Raw genomic sequence first — 16053 nt, forward strand, 5'->3', positions numbered from 1 at the left:
CCTCAGGCCGCGACCGGGGCGGCCTCGGCGGCCTCCGGCTCGTTGTTGACGGTGGCCAGCGTGACCGGGTTGCGCCGCGACGCGAGCCAGATGCCCAGCGCGAGCAGCACTCCGACGCCGCCGACGAGGACGGTTCCCCAACTGCCCCGGGTGGAGACCGCGGCGGCGACGGCCCCGACGATCGCGGCGGCGGGCAGCGTGAGCGCCCAGGCGATCACCATCTTGCCCGCGACGCCCCAGCGGACCTCGGCGAGTTTCCGGCCGAGCCCGGAGCCGATGATGCCGCCCGAGGTGACGTGCGTGGTCGACAGCGCGAAGCCGAGGTGCGACGAGGCCAGGATGACCGCCGCGGAACTCGTCTCGGCGGCAAAGCCTTGCGGCGTCTGGATTTCGGTGAGCTTCTTGCCCATCGTCTGGATGATCCGCCAGCCGCCGAAGTAGGTGCCCAGCGCGATCGCCGCGCCGGAGGCGAGGATGACCCACACCGGCGGGTTCGACCCCGGCGCGAGCGAACCGCCCGCGATCAGCGCGAGCGTGATGACGCCCATCGTCTTCTGCGCGTCGTTGGTGCCGTGCGCGAGCGACACCAGGCTCGCCGAAAGCACCTGACCGGTCTTGAACCCCTTGCCGACCACGTCTTGCCGGGCCTTGGCGGTGATCCGGTAAACGAGGAAGGTGCCGACGATCGCGACGATTCCCGCCACCACCGGCGACGCGATCGCCGGGATCAGCACCTTTTCGACGACCTTCGCGAAGTGCACGGCGTCCGCGCCGGACGCGATCCAGGTCGCCCCGATCAGCCCGCCGAACAACGCGTGCGACGAGCTCGACGGCAGCCCGACCAGCCACGTCACGAGATTCCAGACGATGGCCCCGACCAATCCGGCGAAAATCACCACCGGCGTGACTTTGGTGTCGTCGACGATCCCGCCGGAAATGGTTTTCGCGACCTCGATCGAAAGGAACGCGCCGACGAGATTCAGCACCGCCGAGATCGCGACCGCGACCCGGGGCTTCAGCGCGCCGGTGGCGATCGAGGTGGCCATCGCGTTGGCCGTGTCGTGGAACCCGTTGGTGAAGTCGAAGGCCAGCGCCGCGACGATCACCACCAGGACGATGAGAGAAAAGTCCATGCCCGCTCTCCAGTCCGGAGTGTCCTGCGGGAGTGACGGTACCTACGCGGGCGGGGTCTCCAGATCCCTCAGCGAATGGCCAGTAGTTGAACTCTGAATGAACGAGATCTTGCCGACGCCGCCGGTTTTCCGCCGTTCACCTGCTGGTCCTTTTTCATCGTCGCCGTTGAGCTTCCGGACTGCGCGCGGGGCTGGGCGCGGGAGCAGGAACTCTGCCCCCGTACCCGGTCAGGAAAAGGACGCCGAAAACATTTCCGGCAAGGGGTTCTGCCCCAGATGCTGCGCCCCGTTCGCGGCGGATTCCCGGACCGCGGCGAAGCCATACCGGCGCATTTCCGCCTCGTATTCCCCGATCGCATCCGCCGAACCGCTGCTCAACGCGGCAGCGAGCGCGGCACCGTCGCGCATCGCGGTGTTGGCGCCCGCCCCGGCTGCCGGGCTCATCGCGTGGATCGCGTCGCCGACCAGGCACACCCGCGACGGCTCCCAGGGCCCGATCGGCACGCTGGTCCGGATCGAAACGAGGAACGGCGAGTCCGGAAGCCAGCTTTCGACCATCCGGCGAACGCGCGGGTTCCAATCCGCGACCCGGTCGAGCACGAGCTGCTGCATCTCGTCCGCGGACAGCGCGCGGAGTTCGTCGTCCGTCCGCCCGAAGACTTCCTGGCGCGCACCGAAAGCGCAGGTCATGTACGGCTCGTCCGGGCTGAGCCGGACCTGCGGCGCGAGCCGCGCGCAGGCGTCGGCGATCGGCTCCGGGTAGTCGACCGGCGCGAACCCGATCATCTGCTTGTGCGGCCCGGAAACGATGCTGAACACGGCGAACATCTCCGAGTCGAACAGTTCCCGGGTCGCCTCGGTGAGCGGGATCTTCGCGTACAGCTGGCGCAATCCGGTGTCGACGACCCGCGCGTGCGGGAGATATTGGCGGCGCACCGGCGAATTCACCCCGTCCGCGCCGACGAGAACCGCGCCGTGCGCCTGCGTGCCATCGGCGAAGTGCGCGATCACGCCGTTGTCGTGCTTCTCGTACCGGACGAACTCTTTGCCGAAATGGACGTTGTCGAGGCCCTCGAACAGAATCTGCCGCAGGGTGAACCGGTTGACGTTGCGCTGGACCTCGCCGTCGTCCAGCACGAACTCGGTGCGTGGCGTCAGCTGGCTGTCGTAGATCGTGGTGGCGTTGCGCGGCTGGCCCGAGGTAGCGAGGAACAACTCGTGCAGGTGCGGCGGCAGGACTTGCCGCAACGCCTGGTCGCCGCGGGAATCGATGTGCAGCCGATACCCCTGCCGACGCGCGTCCAGCGCGGAATCGCGTTCGTAGACCTCGCACGGGATCCCGGCTTTGCGCAGGCCCTGCGCGAGACACAACCCGCCGAGCCCGGCCCCGATCACGAGCACAGTGTTGTCCGCGTCGTTCACGTTATTCGCCATCAGCGAAGTCCCTTCCGTACCAACGTTCTGGTTCGAGAGGGACGCACTGGGCTCGGCCCGCCTTAGCCGGGCGCTCGGAAACAGAGCGAATGAGTCGTCCGGCCTAACCCATACCGGACAATGGTCTTTCGCGCGTCCTGTTCCCTTTCACGTTAGCGCAGCCGCGGACGCCGTCGCCACCGATTAACGCACCCTTGCCCCTTTCCGCCACACCGAGTGGGTCAACGGGACCCCGGGCCGATAAGCGAGATGCGTAGTCGACGGCGCGTCGAGTACGTGCACATCCGCCCGCGCACCCGGGCGCAAGTAGCCGACGTCGTCGCGGCGAAGTGCCCGCGCCCCGCCGGCGGTCGCCGACCACACCGCCTCGTCGACAGTCATCCGCAGCTGAAGCACGGCCGTCGTCACGCAGAACGCCACCGACGTGGTGTACGAGCTGCCGGGATTGGCGTTGCTGGCCAATGCGACCGTCGCGCCGGCGTCCAGCAGTCGACGCGCCGGTGCCAGCGCTTGCCTGGTGGACAGATCGCACGCGGGCAGGATCGTCGCGACCGTGTTGGACGACGCGAGCGCCTCGACGTCGGCATCACTCAGGTACGTGCAGTGGTCGACACTCGCCGCGTCCAGCTCCACCGCCAGCCGCACGCCCGGCCCTTCGCCGAGCTGATTGCCGTGCACCCGCAGCCCAAGCCCGCGCTCCGCCGCCGCTTTGAGCACGCGCGCCGACTGTGCCTCGTCGAACGCCCCGGTTTCGCAGAACACATCGGCCCACCGCACGTGCGGCGCGACCGCGTCCAGCATCTCGCCGCAGACCAAGTCCACATAGGACTCCGCGTCGGCACCCGGCGGCACTAGATGCGCTCCCAGGAAGGTCACCTCGTCCGCGACCTCGCCCGCGATCCGCGCCGACCGTGCCTCATCAGCGACCGTGAGGCCGTATCCCGTCTTCGTCTCCAGGCAGGTCGTGCCCTGTGCAGCCGCTTCCTCGACATGTCGACGCAGATTCGCCGCCAGCTGCTCGTCCGAAGCCGCCCGCGTCGCATCAACGGTGACCGCGATTCCGCCTGCCGCGTAAGCCTGTCCGGCCATCCGCGCCTCGAACTCGGCGGTACGGTCGCCCGCGAACACGAGATGGGTGTGGCTGTCGACCCATCCGGGCAGAACGGCGCGACCCTCGACGTCAACGCGCTCGTCGGCGTCCGGTGCCTGCGCAGCCGGACCCGCCCACGCGACGGTCTCGCCGTCGAGCACCAGCGCGGCGTCGCGGAGCTTGCCCAGCTCCGGGTCGTTCGTGGTGAGCTCCCCGATTCCGGTGATCAGAACTGCCACAGCGCCTCGATCTCCTTGGCCAGTAAGGTTTCCGGTCGTTCGATCAGCACGTGCGCACCGTCGCGCACCACTTCCCGTCCGGCCACCAGCACGGTACGGACGTCCGCGGCCGCGGCGGCGAACAGCACGCCGGACGGTTCGATCCCGGCCGTGCGCACCGTGTCCGTCGCGACCGTGACCAGGTCGGCTCCAGCACCAGCCGCGAGAGTGCCGGTCTCCGGCCAGCCCGCGGAGATGTGCTCGGTGCCGGCGGCGAGCAGTTCTTCCGCGGTGAACCGGCCGCGCTCCTCGCTGGCGAGCCGATCGTCCAGCTCCAGCGCCCGGGTCTCCTCGAACGCGTCGACCACCGCGTTGCTGTCGCTCCCGATGCCGAGCCGCGCGCCCGCGTCCAGCAGGCTCCGGGCCGGGCCGATGCCGTCGCCGAGGTCCCGTTCGGTGGTCGGGCAGAAGCACGCACCGCTTCGGGAATCACCCAGCCACTTGATGTCCTGCTCGGTCAGATGCGTCGCATGCACCGCGGTGAGCCGTTCGCCGAGCACGCCGTAATCCCAGAGCAACCCGGTCGGCGTCCAGCGATACGCGGCCTCGCACTGCTCGTTCTCCGCACGCTGTTCGGACAGGTGGATGTGCAACGGCCGGTCCTTCGGCACCGCGCTGTCCACCTTCGGCAGCTCGTACTCCGGCACCGCACGCACCGAGTGGATCGCCCCGCCAACGCGGAACAGGTCGTCTTCCTTCAGCAGCGCAACGCGTTCCGCCCACTTCTCGGCGGAACCGTCCGAAAACCGCTGCTGCACCTCGTCCGGCCGCACGCCGATGCCGCCCGCGAGATAACAGGTGTCGAGCAGAGTCATCCGGATCCCGGCGTCCCGCGCGGCCTGCCGCAACGCGTCGCCCATCGCGTTGGGCGACGCGTACGGCTTGCCGCCCGGACCGTGGTGCAGATAGTGGAACTCGGCGACGCTCGTGTACCCCGCCAGCACCATCTCGGCGTAAACGCCCCGGGCGAGCCGGTAGTACGAATCCGGATCGAGCCGGGCGGCAAGCGAGTACATCCGCTCCCGCCACGTCCAGAACGTGCCCCGCTCGTGGTGCGTCCGGCCCCGCAACGCGCGGTGGAACGCGTGCGAATGCCCGTTGGCGAACCCGGGGAGCGTCAGTCCATTGAGGATGGTCCCGGTCTTCTCCGCATTGGCGGTCACCGAAACGATCCGGCCGTCGGCGATCTCGATCCGGACCGCTTCCGCGACCCCGTCGGGCAGCCAGGCCCGTTCGCACCAGTACGTGGTCATCTCGCGAGCCGCTCCAGCACCTCGGCGAGCGCCCGCGCACCGGCCTCGACGTCGTCCGCCTCAGCGAATTCCTCCGGCGCGTGGCTGATCCCGGTCGGATTGCGGACGTACAACATCCCGGACGGCACGAATCCCGACAGGATCGCCGCGTCGTGCCCGGCACCGGTGGGCAGCTCGGGCGGATTGCCCAGCCACTCCCCCAGCGACCGCCGCAGCGTCTCGTCGAACACCACGTCGTCGGAGTACGACTCTCGTGTGACCGCCAGCTCGCACCCTTCCGCCTCGGCAGCGGCCCGCGCCGCCTGAGTGATCTCCTCGACCAGCGCCGGCGTCGCAGTGCCCGGAACGCGTGCGTCCAGCCACATGTCCACAGTGGACGCGATCACGTTCGTCCCGCCCGGCGTGGGCACCAGCCGTCCCACAGTCGCCCGCGCGTCCGACGTCTTCCGCGCCAGCCGCCGCACCGCGACCACGGTCTCCGCGGCGGGCAGCATCGGGTCGACCCGGTCCGCGAGCAAGGTCGCACCCGCGTGGTTTCCCTGTCCGGCAAAGGAGAATCGCCACCGGCCGTGCGCGATCACCGTGTTGCCGACCGCCACCGGCGACCCGAGGTCGATCAGCCCCCTGCCCTGTTCGACGTGCAGTTCCAGGAACTGCCCGATCATCCCGAGCCGGTCCGGATCCGCGCCGACCCGGTCCACGTCCAGCCCGGACTTCGCCGCGGCCTCGGCGAACGTGACGCCGGACGGATCCCGCAGCGCCCGCGCCCGGTCCGCGTCGATCGTCCCGGTAAGCAGCCGCGAACCGAGACACGGCACGCCGAAGCGCCCGCCCTCCTCTTCGGCGAAGACCACCACCGCGAACGGTTTGGCCGGACGGAAACCCTTGGCCTGCAACGCTTCCACCGCCGCCAGCGCACTCACCACGCCGAGCGGACCGTCGAACGCGCCGCCGCCCGGCACCGAGTCCAGATGGCTGCCGGTGACGACCGCGTCCGCACCAGGAGCGCCCCACCACGCCCACAGGTTGCCGTTGCGATCGGTCTCGACGTCGAGGCCCAGTTGCTGCGCCCGTTCGACGAACCACGTGCGCAGGTCGTGTTCCGGCGCATCGAACGCGTGCCGCGAGTAACCGCCGCGCCGGGCGTCGCGCCCGACGTCGGCGATCTCGCCGAGCAGCCCGGATGCGGTCACGCCTGCTCCCGCATCGGCACCCGCACGCCACGCTCGTCGGCGACCTCGGCCGCGCGGTCGTATCCGGCGTCGACGTGCCGGATGACGCCCATGCCCGGGTCGTTCGTGAGCACCCGCTCCAGCTTCTGCGCCGCCAGCGGCGTGCCGTCCGCGACGCTCACCTGCCCGGCGTGGATGGACCGGCCCATGCCGACCCCGCCGCCGTGGTGGATGGACACCCAGCTCGCCCCGGACGAGGTGTTGACCAGCGCGTTGAGCAGCGGCCAGTCGGCGATCGCGTCGGAGCCGTCGGCCATGCCCTCGGTCTCGCGGTACGGCGAGGCGACGCTGCCCGAGTCGAGGTGGTCGCGGCCGATCACGACCGGGGCCTTCAGCTCGCCGCTGGCCACCATCTCGTTGAAGCGCAGACCGGCCAGGTGCCGTTCGCCGTAGCCGAGCCAGCAGATCCGGGCGGGCAGGCCCTGGAACGCCACGCGCTCGCCGGCCATCTTGATCCAGCGGGCCAGCGATTCGTTCTCCGGGAACAGTTCGAGCATCGCGCGGTCGGTCGCGGCGATGTCCTCCGGGTCGCCAGAGAGCGCGGCCCAGCGGAACGGCCCGTTGCCCTCGCAGAACAGCGGCCGGATGTAGGCGGGCACGAAGCCCGGGAAGTCGAACGCGCGCTCGCAGCCGCCGAGTTTCGCCTCACCGCGCAGGGAGTTGCCGTAGTCGAAAACCTCGGCGCCGCGGTCGAGGAACCCGAGCATCGCGTCGACGTGCTCGGCCATCGACTCGCGCGCCCGGTCGGTGAACTCGTCCGGCTTCTTGGCCGCGTAGTCCTGCCAGTCGTCCACGCTGATGCCCTTGGGCAGGTAGGACAGCGGGTCGTGCGCCGACGTCTGGTCGGTGACGATGTCCACCTCGACGTCGCGGCGCAGCAGCTCCGGCAGCACCTCGGCGGCGTTGCCGACCACGCCGACCGACAGCGGCCGCCGCTCCTTCTTCGCCGCGGTGACCCGCCGGATCGCGTCGTCCAGGTCGTCGGCCACCTCGTCGAGGTAGCGGTGCTCGACGCGGCGGTGCGCGCGCTGGGCGTCGACCTCGATGCACAACGCCACGCCGTCGTTCATCGTGACCGCGAGCGGCTGCGCGCCGCCCATGCCGCCGAGCCCGGCGGTGACGGTGAGCGTGCCGCGCAAGGTTCCGCCGAAGCGCTTCTTCGCGACCGCGGCGAACGTCTCGTAGGTGCCCTGCAGAATGCCTTGCGTGCCAATGTAAATCCACGAACCGGCGGTCATCTGCCCGTACATGGTGAGGCCCTGCTGCTCGAGCCTGCGGAACTCCGGCCAGGTCGCCCAGTCGCCCACCAGGTTCGAGTTCGCGATCAGCACCCGCGGCGCCCATTCGTGCGTGCGGAACACGCCGACCGGCTTGCCGGACTGGACCAGCAGCGTCTCGTCCTGCTCCAGCGCGGTCAGCTCGCGGGTGATCGCGTCGAAGCTCGCCCAGTTGCGCGCGGCGCGGCCGGTGCCGCCGTAGACGACCAGGTCCTCGGGCCGCTCGGCGACCTCGGGGTCGAGGTTGTTGTGGAACATCCGCAGCGCGGCCTCGGTCTGCCAGTTCTTCGCGGTCAGCGAGGTGCCGCGGGCGGCGCGGACGGTACGGGCGGTGCTAGTCATGCTCAGGCCTCCAGTTCGGCCGCGGCCAGGACAGCGCCCGACCGCACGAGTTCTTCGGCGGCCGCGATCTCGGGCGCCAGGTGACGGTCGGGGCCAGGACCCTCGACCTTGGTGCGCAGCAGGTCCCGGACGCGTCCGGTGACCGGCGAGGGCTGCAGCGGCGCGCGGAAATCGAGCGCGCGGGCAGCGGTGAGCAGTTCGACGGCGAGCACGGTGGTCAGGCCGTCGACCGCCTTGCGCAGCTTGCGCGCGGCGGACCAGCCCATGGACACGTGGTCCTCCTGCATCGCGCTGCTCGGGATCGAGTCGACCGAGGCGGGCACCGCGAGCCGCTTCAGCTCGCTGACCACGGCGGCCTGCGTGTACTGCGCGATCATGTGCCCGGAGTCGACGCCGGGGTCGTGCGCGAGGAACGGCGGCAGCCCGTGCGAACGCGCCTGGTCGAGCATCCGGTCGGTGCGGCGTTCGGCGATGCTCGCCACGTCCGCCACCGGCACCGCGAGGAAGTCGAGCACGTACGCGACCGGCGCGCCGTGGAAGTTGCCGTTCGACTCCACCCGGCCGTCGGCCAGCACCACCGGGTTGTCCACCGCGGACCAGAGTTCCCGCTCCGCGACCAGTTCCGCGTGCGTCAGCGTGTCCCGCGCGGCGCCGTGCACCTGCGGCGCGCACCGCAGCGAGTACGCGTCCTGCACGCGGTTGCAGTCCGGGCCGCGGTGGCTCTCCACGATCTTCGACCCCTGCAACGCCGCGAACATCCGCGCCGCGCTGGTCGCCTGGCCGGGATGCGGGCGCAGCGCCTGCAGATCGGCGGCGAACGCGCGGTCGGTGCCCAACAGCGCCTCGACGCTCATCGCCGCGGTGAGGTCGGCGACGTCCAGCAGCCGGTGCAGGTCGGCGGCGGCGAGCAGCAGCATTCCGAGCATGCCGTCGGTGCCGTTGGTGAGCGCGAGGCCCTCCTTCTCGGCCAGCACGAGCGGCGTGATCCCGGCCGCCCGCAACGCGTCCGCGGCGGGCTTCCGCTCGCCCGCGTGGAACACCTCGCCCTCGCCCATCAACGCGAGCGCGACCGCGGCCAGCGGCGCGAGGTCGCCGGAGCAGCCGAGCGAACCGTACTCGTGCACGACCGGCGTGATGTCCGCGTTGAGCAGCGCCGCAAGCGTTTGCGCCGTCTGCGGGCGCACCCCGGTGTAACCGCTGGCCAGCGTGCGCAGGCGCAGCAGCATCAGGGCGCGCACCACCTCCGGCTCCACCGCGGGCCCGGCGCCCGCGGCGTGCGAACGGATCAGGCTGCGCTGCAGCGCGGTACGGCTCTCGACGGGAATGTGGCGCGTGGCGAGCGCGCCGAACCCGGTCGAGACCCCGTAGGTCGGCGACGTGGCGTCGGCGAGGTCTTCGATGTGCTGGCGGGTGGCGGCGAGGTTCTTCTCGACCGTCTCGGCGAGCCCGACGTGCGCGTGCCCACGGACGATGTCGACAACCTGCGCCGCGGTCATCGGCTTCGAGCTCAGGAGGACTGGTTCCGGCATGTCGCCATTGCACCTCCCGGCGGGCCCGCGCGACAGAGCGGAGTTCGCGGTAGTGTCTGGTATTCAAGACAACACGTGGCGAGAGCCTCGACCACCGGCGCGAAGGGACCCCTCATACTCCGTTCGGGCAGTGCGAGGGGTCCCCTCGCGCCACTTCCGGAGGAGGCCCAGTGAGCAGTTCCGACGTTCCCGCCCTGCGCAACGGCCTCTCCGTGCTGCGCCTGCTCGCCGGCCACGCGGGCCCGGTCTCGGCCGCGGCCATCGCGCGCGACCTGGAGTTGCCTCGGTCGACGACGTATCACCTGCTCAACGAACTGACTGCGGCCGGTTTCGTCACCCATCTGCCCGCCGAACGCCGCTACGGCCTCGGCATCGCCGCCTTCGAACTCGGCTCGGCCTACCTGCGCCACGACCCGCTGGAGCGCTTGGCCGGACCGCTGCTGCGCAAACTCGTCGACCGCATCGGCCACACCGCGCATTTGGGCGTCCTGCACGGCAACGAATCGCTGTACCTGATCAAGGAACGCCCAGCCCGCCCGGAAACCCTCGTCACCGATGTCGGCGTGCGACTGCCCGCGCACCTGACCGCGTCCGGCCGCGCGATGCTGCAACACCTGCCAGCCGCACACGTCCGCGCCCTGTTCCCGGCCGCCACGTCGTTCGTCCTGCGCACTCCGCGCGGCCCCAATTCGCTGGCCGCACTACGCCGCACCTTGGCGACCGAACGCCGCCTCGGCTGGTCAGTAGAAGACGGTCACGTGACAGCGGGCTTCGCCTCTGTCGCCGCCCCAGTGTTCGACCACGGCTCCAGGCCGATGGCCGCGATCAGCGTGACACTGCGCCACCTCTGCCCAGACGAGGGCCCTTGCGAAGAGACCTTCCCCGACCTAGCCGAAGCCGTCGCCGCAACAGCCGCAACCCTAACCACACACATCGGCGGCACCCGCCCAAAATGAGATCCGAGCTCCGCTCGCACGGCAACCGGTGGCACAGAAAGCTTCCCGCGATACTGAGGGCCGGTGCCGGACACCCATTCCGCCTAGGCAACCGCTTCCTTGATGCCGTCGGCCAACGCGGAAATAAGGTCCGGTGCCCGAACGAGGCGAACATCGTTGGCCAACCGGCCCAGCACGTCGTCATCGCCGACGATGTCGAGCAATACCTCAACCCCTTCGGCATCTAGCAGACCAGGCAAGTGCGTTCCCAAAAGCCAGGCTCCCGCGAGAGCGGGGTCGTAGTCCTGCCGTTCGAGGGCTTTGTTTTCCTCTCCATAGAGCCGTTCCAGATATGGCCCCGACGAGTACCAGCCGATCATCGTCCCGAGGTCGATGGCGTCGCGGGTGGTCTCGAAGCGACGATCCCACCAGGTCAGGAGCTTGAGCAAGGCCAACGCGGGCACTGCGGGAATCTTGACGACGAGCCCGCCGGGCAGCAGCACCTGCTCGGCCGACGCAACGGCTTCGCTCAGCCCCCGGACGTTCATCCGATGGTCGTCGGGCCAGAGTATGGTCCGGCCTTCCTCCTCGATGCCTCCGTAGGGCACCACGTCGACTTCGACGCCCTCTACCAGAAAAGAATGGACGCTTCTGCCACGCCGTTTCAGCCTGGCCGCAAATCGTTCGAAATCGTCCCAGTTGCCCATTGCAGCGGCGATGTCGATGTCCCGGGTGGCCCGTTCAGGCGGGCTGCCGACCAGTCCGACCGACAAGATCGTGCGTGCCGTTGCCCCGACCACGAGATAATCGACTTTCACCGCCTTGGCGACGGCGTCCACCCGAGTCAGTACTTTCGCGGCGAGATGAAGATCAGGTTCGGTCGATGCGCTTAAGTCGATCATCACTGCTCCGAATACGGTCTGCGTGCTCGCGCTGGCGCGGATCTCCGGAGGCAAGCATGTCGGCGTAGATCAGGGGAGAGGGCACGATCCAGGACTCCGACCACGGCTGGGGCGCGGGCTCCTTCCAGAACCGGGTCCGGATGTGCACGTTGCCGTCTTTTTCCGCCCGTGCCATGCGATGCTGACCGATGAGCCGGACAGGCAAGCTTTCGACGTAAAGCGTGAGTGAGGCGGGCCGCAAATGCGGATCGAGAAGGCTGGCCCCCGCTTCCCCGCCTACTTGGGCTTGCAGGGAAAAAAGTGCTTCCTGCGAATTCCGCCACCACGAAAGGTCTGCTGCCTCGAATTCGCCGAGGGCCAGCGCAGGTTCCAGAGTGATCGTGTACGCCTCCGACCACCGGTCAAGCAGTTCGGCTCCGCGGGCAAGCCGTCGCTTGTCTCCTGCCTGGTACAAGTAACCGGCATTAGTGAGTTCGTCGATGACCGTCTTGACCGTACCGAGCGACACACCGCTCAGCGCAGCCAGCAAACGGTAGGAAAAGCCAGTCACCTCCGGCCAGCTGAGCAGGACGAACAGAACCTGAAGGCCAGCTCGGCCAAAGGCTCCCGCGCCTCGCATCGAGGCTCGCCCTGCAGACGCGGCAGGCTTGCGGCGGCCTCGTACGTCGATCAGAACGTCATCCCACGCGAGGTGGGCATTGCCCGCAGTGTCCACGTAGTCGATCCCCCGGGCACGCAGCCGTTCGGCGACCGGATCACCGAGGTGCGCGGTGAACAACAGCGGCGGAAGCGCCGACGGGAAATGGACCGCCGTGGCCAGCTCCGCGGTCATCCGCCGCTTGATCTCGACCCCGTACGTCCGGACGGCACCAGACTCCGTGGTGAGCCGCACGACGGCATCCATCTGACGTCCGCGCGGGCCATCGGGAGCCGATGCCTCGGCGTCGAGCACCTCGACCCGCAAGCCAAGTTCCTCGAGCCTGGCTCGCACCTCAGCAGGCCAGCCCATCGCGTTCAGCAAACCCGCATGTTCATCTGAACTGAACATGCTCATATTTTGAACACACCCAACCCTCCCCGCAACCCACGCACCCAACCCACCCAACGCACCCAGCCCACGCAACGCAACCACCACGATGGGGGTCCAGGGGGCGCAGCCCCCTGGCGGGGGTTTGGGGGTCCGACCCCCAAAGGCAAGGACGAAGAAGAGCCCTGGCCAACGCGCAAGCGTTGGCAGGGCTCTCCCGCGAATCGAGTGGAGGTGCCGGGAATTGAACCCGGGTCCTCTAGCGCCTCCTCAAGGCTTCTCCGTGCGCAGTCCGCTATGTCTCTGCTTGGCCCCTTCAGTCACGCGAACAAGCTGAAGTGACGAGCCCAGCCACTGTTTGCTTCCCTACCGGGCCCCGTGGCCGGGACCGGCGGTAAGCCTCCTAGCTGATGCCGGCGACCGGGTCGGAGGCGACCCCGGGCCGACAGACTTGCTCTACTGCGATCAGGCAGCGAGAGCGAAGTCGCGCTGGCTATTGGCCTTGGCGCTTATTAGGTTGCGATGACGCTTACGGTGGTCTCTCGCCTGCACCGGCACGCTTCCCTTGATTCAACGTCCAGAGTCGAAACCGTTCACCCCCTTGTAGGTGCTTGTAACCTCACCATCATAACCCGCCCGGCAACCCGATAATTCCGGCACGGGGTAGGGCTGTCCCCACCTCGAAGATGCCCGCTCGCCCCCTGGTTGCCCGGTGCCGGTCCGGCCATGCTGAGCAGGTCAGTTTCCGCAGTGAGGGAGCCCCGCCATGGTCACCGTGCCCGCCGGTCGCAGTTTTGGGCGCCGCACTCCGCCGTTGGGCGGGGCGCTGGCGTATCTCCTGCTCAACCTGCCTATCGGGATCCTCTCGTTCACGCTGATCGTGACGCTGGGGTCGGCCGGGCTGGGGACGATCGTCGTGTGGCTCGGCGTTCCGCTGCTCGCGCTGCTGGTCTTGTTCGCGCGGACCGCGGGGCGGGTCGAGCGGGGGCGGGTGTTCGCGCTGCTCGACGTGTACATCGACGATCCGTATCTGCCGTTGCCGCCGTCGGGGCAGAAGCAGCGCTGGCTGACCCGGCTGAAGGACCCGGCGACCTGGCGCGACCTGTCCTACCTCTTCCTGCTCTTCCCGCTCGGCCTGGTGGAGTTCGTGCTGGTCGTGACGGTGTGGGCGGTCAGTCTCGGCCTGGTGACGCTGCCGATCTACTACCGCTTCCTTCCGGACGGGGTGTACGCCTTCCCGAGCTACGATGTGCAGTGGTTCGTCGTCGACTCGACGGTGGCCGCGCTGCCTTGGGCGGCGCTGGGGGTGCTGTTCGCCGCGATCGCCGTGGCCCTCACCAAGGGGCTGGCGGCCCTGCACGCCGCGTTCGCGGCCGGGTTCCTGCGGCCGACGGTCGCTCAGCGGCGGCGCATGGAGCGCTCCTGGAACGAGATCGACGGGATCACGGTGGCCGGATGACTGCGCAAGACCCGCCTCCGGAGCACCCTCGTCCGCATCCGGCTCGCACGATCGGGTACATGATTCCGACGTTCGTGCTGCGTCTGCTGCAGTTCATCCTGATCGTGGTCGGCGCGACCGTCGGCACGGCGACGCTGATCATCTGGGTCGGCTTCCCGATCCTGCTGGCCGTCACCGGCTTCATCCGCTGGTCCGGCGACCTCGAACGGCGCTGGGCCCGCCGGATGCTCGGCACCCCGCTGGGCCCGGTCGAGCGGCTGCCGCTGGAAGGGCAGCCGATGACCCGCCGCTGGCTCACCCGGCTGTCCGACCCGACGACCTGGCGCGACCTGGCTTATCTCCTGGCCGCGTTCCCGCTGTCGATCGTCGAGCTGCCGATCGCGCTCGCGTCGATCGTGTTGCTGCCGATGGCGATCTGGGTGACGCCGTGGCTGGGCTGGCTGCACGGCAACCTGGCGCTGTCGCTGCTGGGCCCGAACCGCACGAAGAAGCTGGAAAAGAAGGCCGAGCACCTGCAGGCGTCGCGGGCTCGGGGCGTGGACGCCGCGGAGGCCGAGCGCCGCCGGATCGAGCGCGACCTGCACGACGGCGCTCAGCAGCGGCTCGTGGCGGTCGCGATGAGCCTCGGCCGGGCGAAGTCGAAGTTCGACAACGACCCGAACGCGGTGCGCGACCTGATCGACGAGGCGCATTCGGACGCCAAGCTCGCCGTTTCCGAACTGCGCGACCTCGCCCGCGGCATCTACCCCGCCGTGCTGGGCGACCGCGGTCTCGACGCGGCTTTGTCCGCACAGGCCGCGAAATCGCCGATCCCGGTGGACGTGCACGTCGACGTCGAGCCCCGCCCGCCGGCCGCGGTCGAGACCACCGCGTACTTCATCGTCGGCGAGACCCTCACCAACATCGCCAAGCACTCCGGTGCGACCGAGGCGATGGTGAAGGTGTGGCGCTCGGACACGCACGTCATCACCGAAATCACCGACAATGGCCACGGCGGAGCCGAGGTACGCCCCGGCGGCGGGCTCGCCGGGCTGGCCGACCGAGCAGCGACCATCGACGGCGTGATCACCGTCGTGAGCCCGGTCGGCGGGCCGACGGTCATCAGGGCGGACCTGCCGTGTCAATGGTGACCCGTCCGTGAGTGAATAGCCTCCGGGAGCTTTTCACTCACGGACCTGGGGGCCTTGATGCGAGTAGTGATCGCCGAAGACGCCGTGTTGCTTCGGGCCGGGGTCACCCGGTTGCTCGCCGACGAGGGCATTGAGACCGTCGCCGCGGTCGACAACGGCGACGATCTGCTCGGCGCGATCACCGAACACCGTCCTGACCTGGCGATTGTCGACGTCCGGATGCCGCCGACGTTCACCGACGAGGGCTTGCGCGCAGCGTTGGCGGCCCGCAAGGAGATCGCCGGTCTGCCGGTGCTCGTGCTGTCCCAGTACGTCGAGGAAAGCTACGCGGTCGAGCTGCTGTCCGGTGGCGCCGGAGGCGTCGGCTACCTGCTGAAAGAGCGCGTCGCCGACGTGGACGAGTTCCTGGACGCGGTCCGTCGCGTCGCGGACGGCGGCACCGCCATCGACCCCGACGTCATCGCCCAATTGATGGCTCGCGGCCGCCGCAACCCTCTGGATGCGCTCACCGCGCGTGAGTCCGAGGTGCTCGGCCTGATGGCACAGGGCCTGTCGAACAACGCCATCGCGAACTCGCTGGTCGTGTCGCACGGAGCGGTCGAAAAGCACATCGGCAACATCTTCTCGAAGCTCGGTCTCGAGGCCAGTTCCGAGGAACATCGCCGGGTTCGCGCGGTGCTCACCTACCTCGGCCGCTGAAACCCCTCACTCGAACTGACGGCAGCCCCGGCGGCGGTCCCTCGCCTACCATGGACTGATGCCGAGCGAGGAGAACCCGATGTCCGACCGCAGCGTCCGCTTCTTCGGCGGCCCGCTCGACGGCCGGGTGCAGGAACTCGCCGACGAGGAACCGGTTCCGGGCACCGTCGTGCGGCACATTCATCTGCACGGCGGCCCGAAAATCGAGACGCGGTACGAACTCGGCCTCACCGAGGACGGCTGGGCGTACCGGGTGCAGGCGCACGAATCCGAACCGGAGCCGGACACCCTGTCCTAGCCCGGTAGGGCAAACCCCACCTTTCGCCTACTGCT

The 16053-nt window shown here is 69.3% G+C and carries 14 protein-coding genes and 1 other RNA gene; 5 read left to right on the forward strand and 10 right to left on the reverse strand.

The features are described 5' to 3' along the window. Positions 1-2: 2 nt before the first annotated feature. The 7 genes from FKO37_RS43420 to hutH form a co-directional block, all read right to left on the reverse strand. A complete protein-coding gene (locus FKO37_RS43420) occupies positions 3-1133 on the reverse strand; it encodes an inorganic phosphate transporter (RefSeq protein WP_037818309.1) in 1131 nt (376 codons plus the stop codon). Positions 1134-1361: 228 nt separating this feature from the next. Next, the gene (locus tag FKO37_RS43425; RefSeq protein WP_107051184.1) at positions 1362-2567 is read right to left on the reverse strand and encodes an NAD(P)/FAD-dependent oxidoreductase; all 1206 of its coding nucleotides are present in this window, start codon (positions 2565-2567) and stop codon (positions 1362-1364) included. A 183-nt stretch (positions 2568-2750) separates the two neighbouring features. After that, positions 2751-3896: an imidazolonepropionase gene (gene hutI, locus FKO37_RS43430; RefSeq protein WP_037818308.1), complete on the reverse strand. Its 1146-nt coding sequence runs from the start codon at positions 3894-3896 to the stop codon at positions 2751-2753. Further along, positions 3884-5188: a formimidoylglutamate deiminase gene (locus FKO37_RS43435; RefSeq protein ID WP_238608149.1), complete on the reverse strand. Its 1305-nt coding sequence runs from the start codon at positions 5186-5188 to the stop codon at positions 3884-3886. Before FKO37_RS43435 ends, hutI begins: the two co-directional genes overlap by 13 nt. After that, positions 5185-6381: an allantoate amidohydrolase gene (locus FKO37_RS43440; protein ID WP_238608150.1), complete on the reverse strand. Its 1197-nt coding sequence runs from the start codon at positions 6379-6381 to the stop codon at positions 5185-5187. The genes FKO37_RS43435 and FKO37_RS43440 overlap by 4 nt, the downstream gene beginning before the upstream one ends. Beyond that, complete coding sequence (gene hutU / locus FKO37_RS43445) at positions 6378-8039, reverse strand: urocanate hydratase (protein ID WP_043832335.1); 1662 nt, start codon at positions 8037-8039, stop codon at positions 6378-6380. The genes FKO37_RS43440 and hutU overlap by 4 nt, the downstream gene beginning before the upstream one ends. 2 nt (positions 8040-8041) lie before the next feature. Further along, positions 8042-9568 carry a histidine ammonia-lyase gene (hutH, locus tag FKO37_RS43450; RefSeq protein ID WP_037818304.1) on the reverse strand — a complete coding sequence of 509 codons (1527 nt, stop codon included), beginning with the start codon at positions 9566-9568 and terminating at the stop codon, positions 8042-8044. A gap of 170 nt (positions 9569-9738) precedes the next feature. On the opposite strand from hutH, the gene FKO37_RS43455 reads away from it, so the two are divergent. Further along, positions 9739-10524: an IclR family transcriptional regulator gene (locus FKO37_RS43455; protein ID WP_238608151.1), complete on the forward strand. Its 786-nt coding sequence runs from the start codon at positions 9739-9741 to the stop codon at positions 10522-10524. An 83-nt stretch (positions 10525-10607) separates the two neighbouring features. Here the strand turns inward: FKO37_RS43455 and FKO37_RS43460 are convergent, their stop codons facing one another. From FKO37_RS43460 to ssrA, 3 genes are all read right to left on the reverse strand, one after another. Continuing rightward, positions 10608-11405, reverse strand: a complete 798-nt coding sequence (locus FKO37_RS43460; protein ID WP_238608152.1) for a hypothetical protein — start codon at positions 11403-11405, stop codon at positions 10608-10610. After that, positions 11374-12453: a type IV toxin-antitoxin system AbiEi family antitoxin gene (locus FKO37_RS43465; RefSeq protein ID WP_238608153.1), complete on the reverse strand. Its 1080-nt coding sequence runs from the start codon at positions 12451-12453 to the stop codon at positions 11374-11376. Before FKO37_RS43465 ends, FKO37_RS43460 begins: the two co-directional genes overlap by 32 nt. 205 nt (positions 12454-12658) lie before the next feature. Continuing rightward, positions 12659-13033: a transfer-messenger RNA gene (ssrA, locus tag FKO37_RS43470) on the reverse strand. A gap of 165 nt (positions 13034-13198) precedes the next feature. Here ssrA and FKO37_RS43475 point away from each other — a divergent pair. The 4 genes from FKO37_RS43475 (at position 13199) to FKO37_RS43490 (ending at position 16018) form a co-directional block, all read left to right on the forward strand. Next, positions 13199-13891: a sensor domain-containing protein gene (locus FKO37_RS43475; protein WP_238608154.1), complete on the forward strand. Its 693-nt coding sequence runs from the start codon at positions 13199-13201 to the stop codon at positions 13889-13891. After that, positions 13888-15021 (forward strand): sensor histidine kinase, encoded by a 1134-nt coding sequence (locus FKO37_RS43480; protein WP_037818300.1) that lies wholly within the window; start codon positions 13888-13890, stop codon positions 15019-15021. Before FKO37_RS43475 ends, FKO37_RS43480 begins: the two co-directional genes overlap by 4 nt. 57 nt (positions 15022-15078) lie before the next feature. Beyond that, complete coding sequence (locus FKO37_RS43485; RefSeq protein WP_037818299.1) at positions 15079-15720, forward strand: response regulator transcription factor; 642 nt, start codon at positions 15079-15081, stop codon at positions 15718-15720. Positions 15721-15799: 79 nt separating this feature from the next. Continuing rightward, positions 15800-16018, forward strand: a complete 219-nt coding sequence (locus FKO37_RS43490) for a hypothetical protein (protein ID WP_037818298.1) — start codon at positions 15800-15802, stop codon at positions 16016-16018. Positions 16019-16053: the final 35 nt, after the last annotated feature.

The organism is Amycolatopsis sp. Poz14, from assembly GCF_006704225.1.
In the GTDB taxonomy this organism is placed as follows: domain Bacteria; phylum Actinomycetota; class Actinomycetes; order Mycobacteriales; family Pseudonocardiaceae; genus Amycolatopsis; species Amycolatopsis nivea.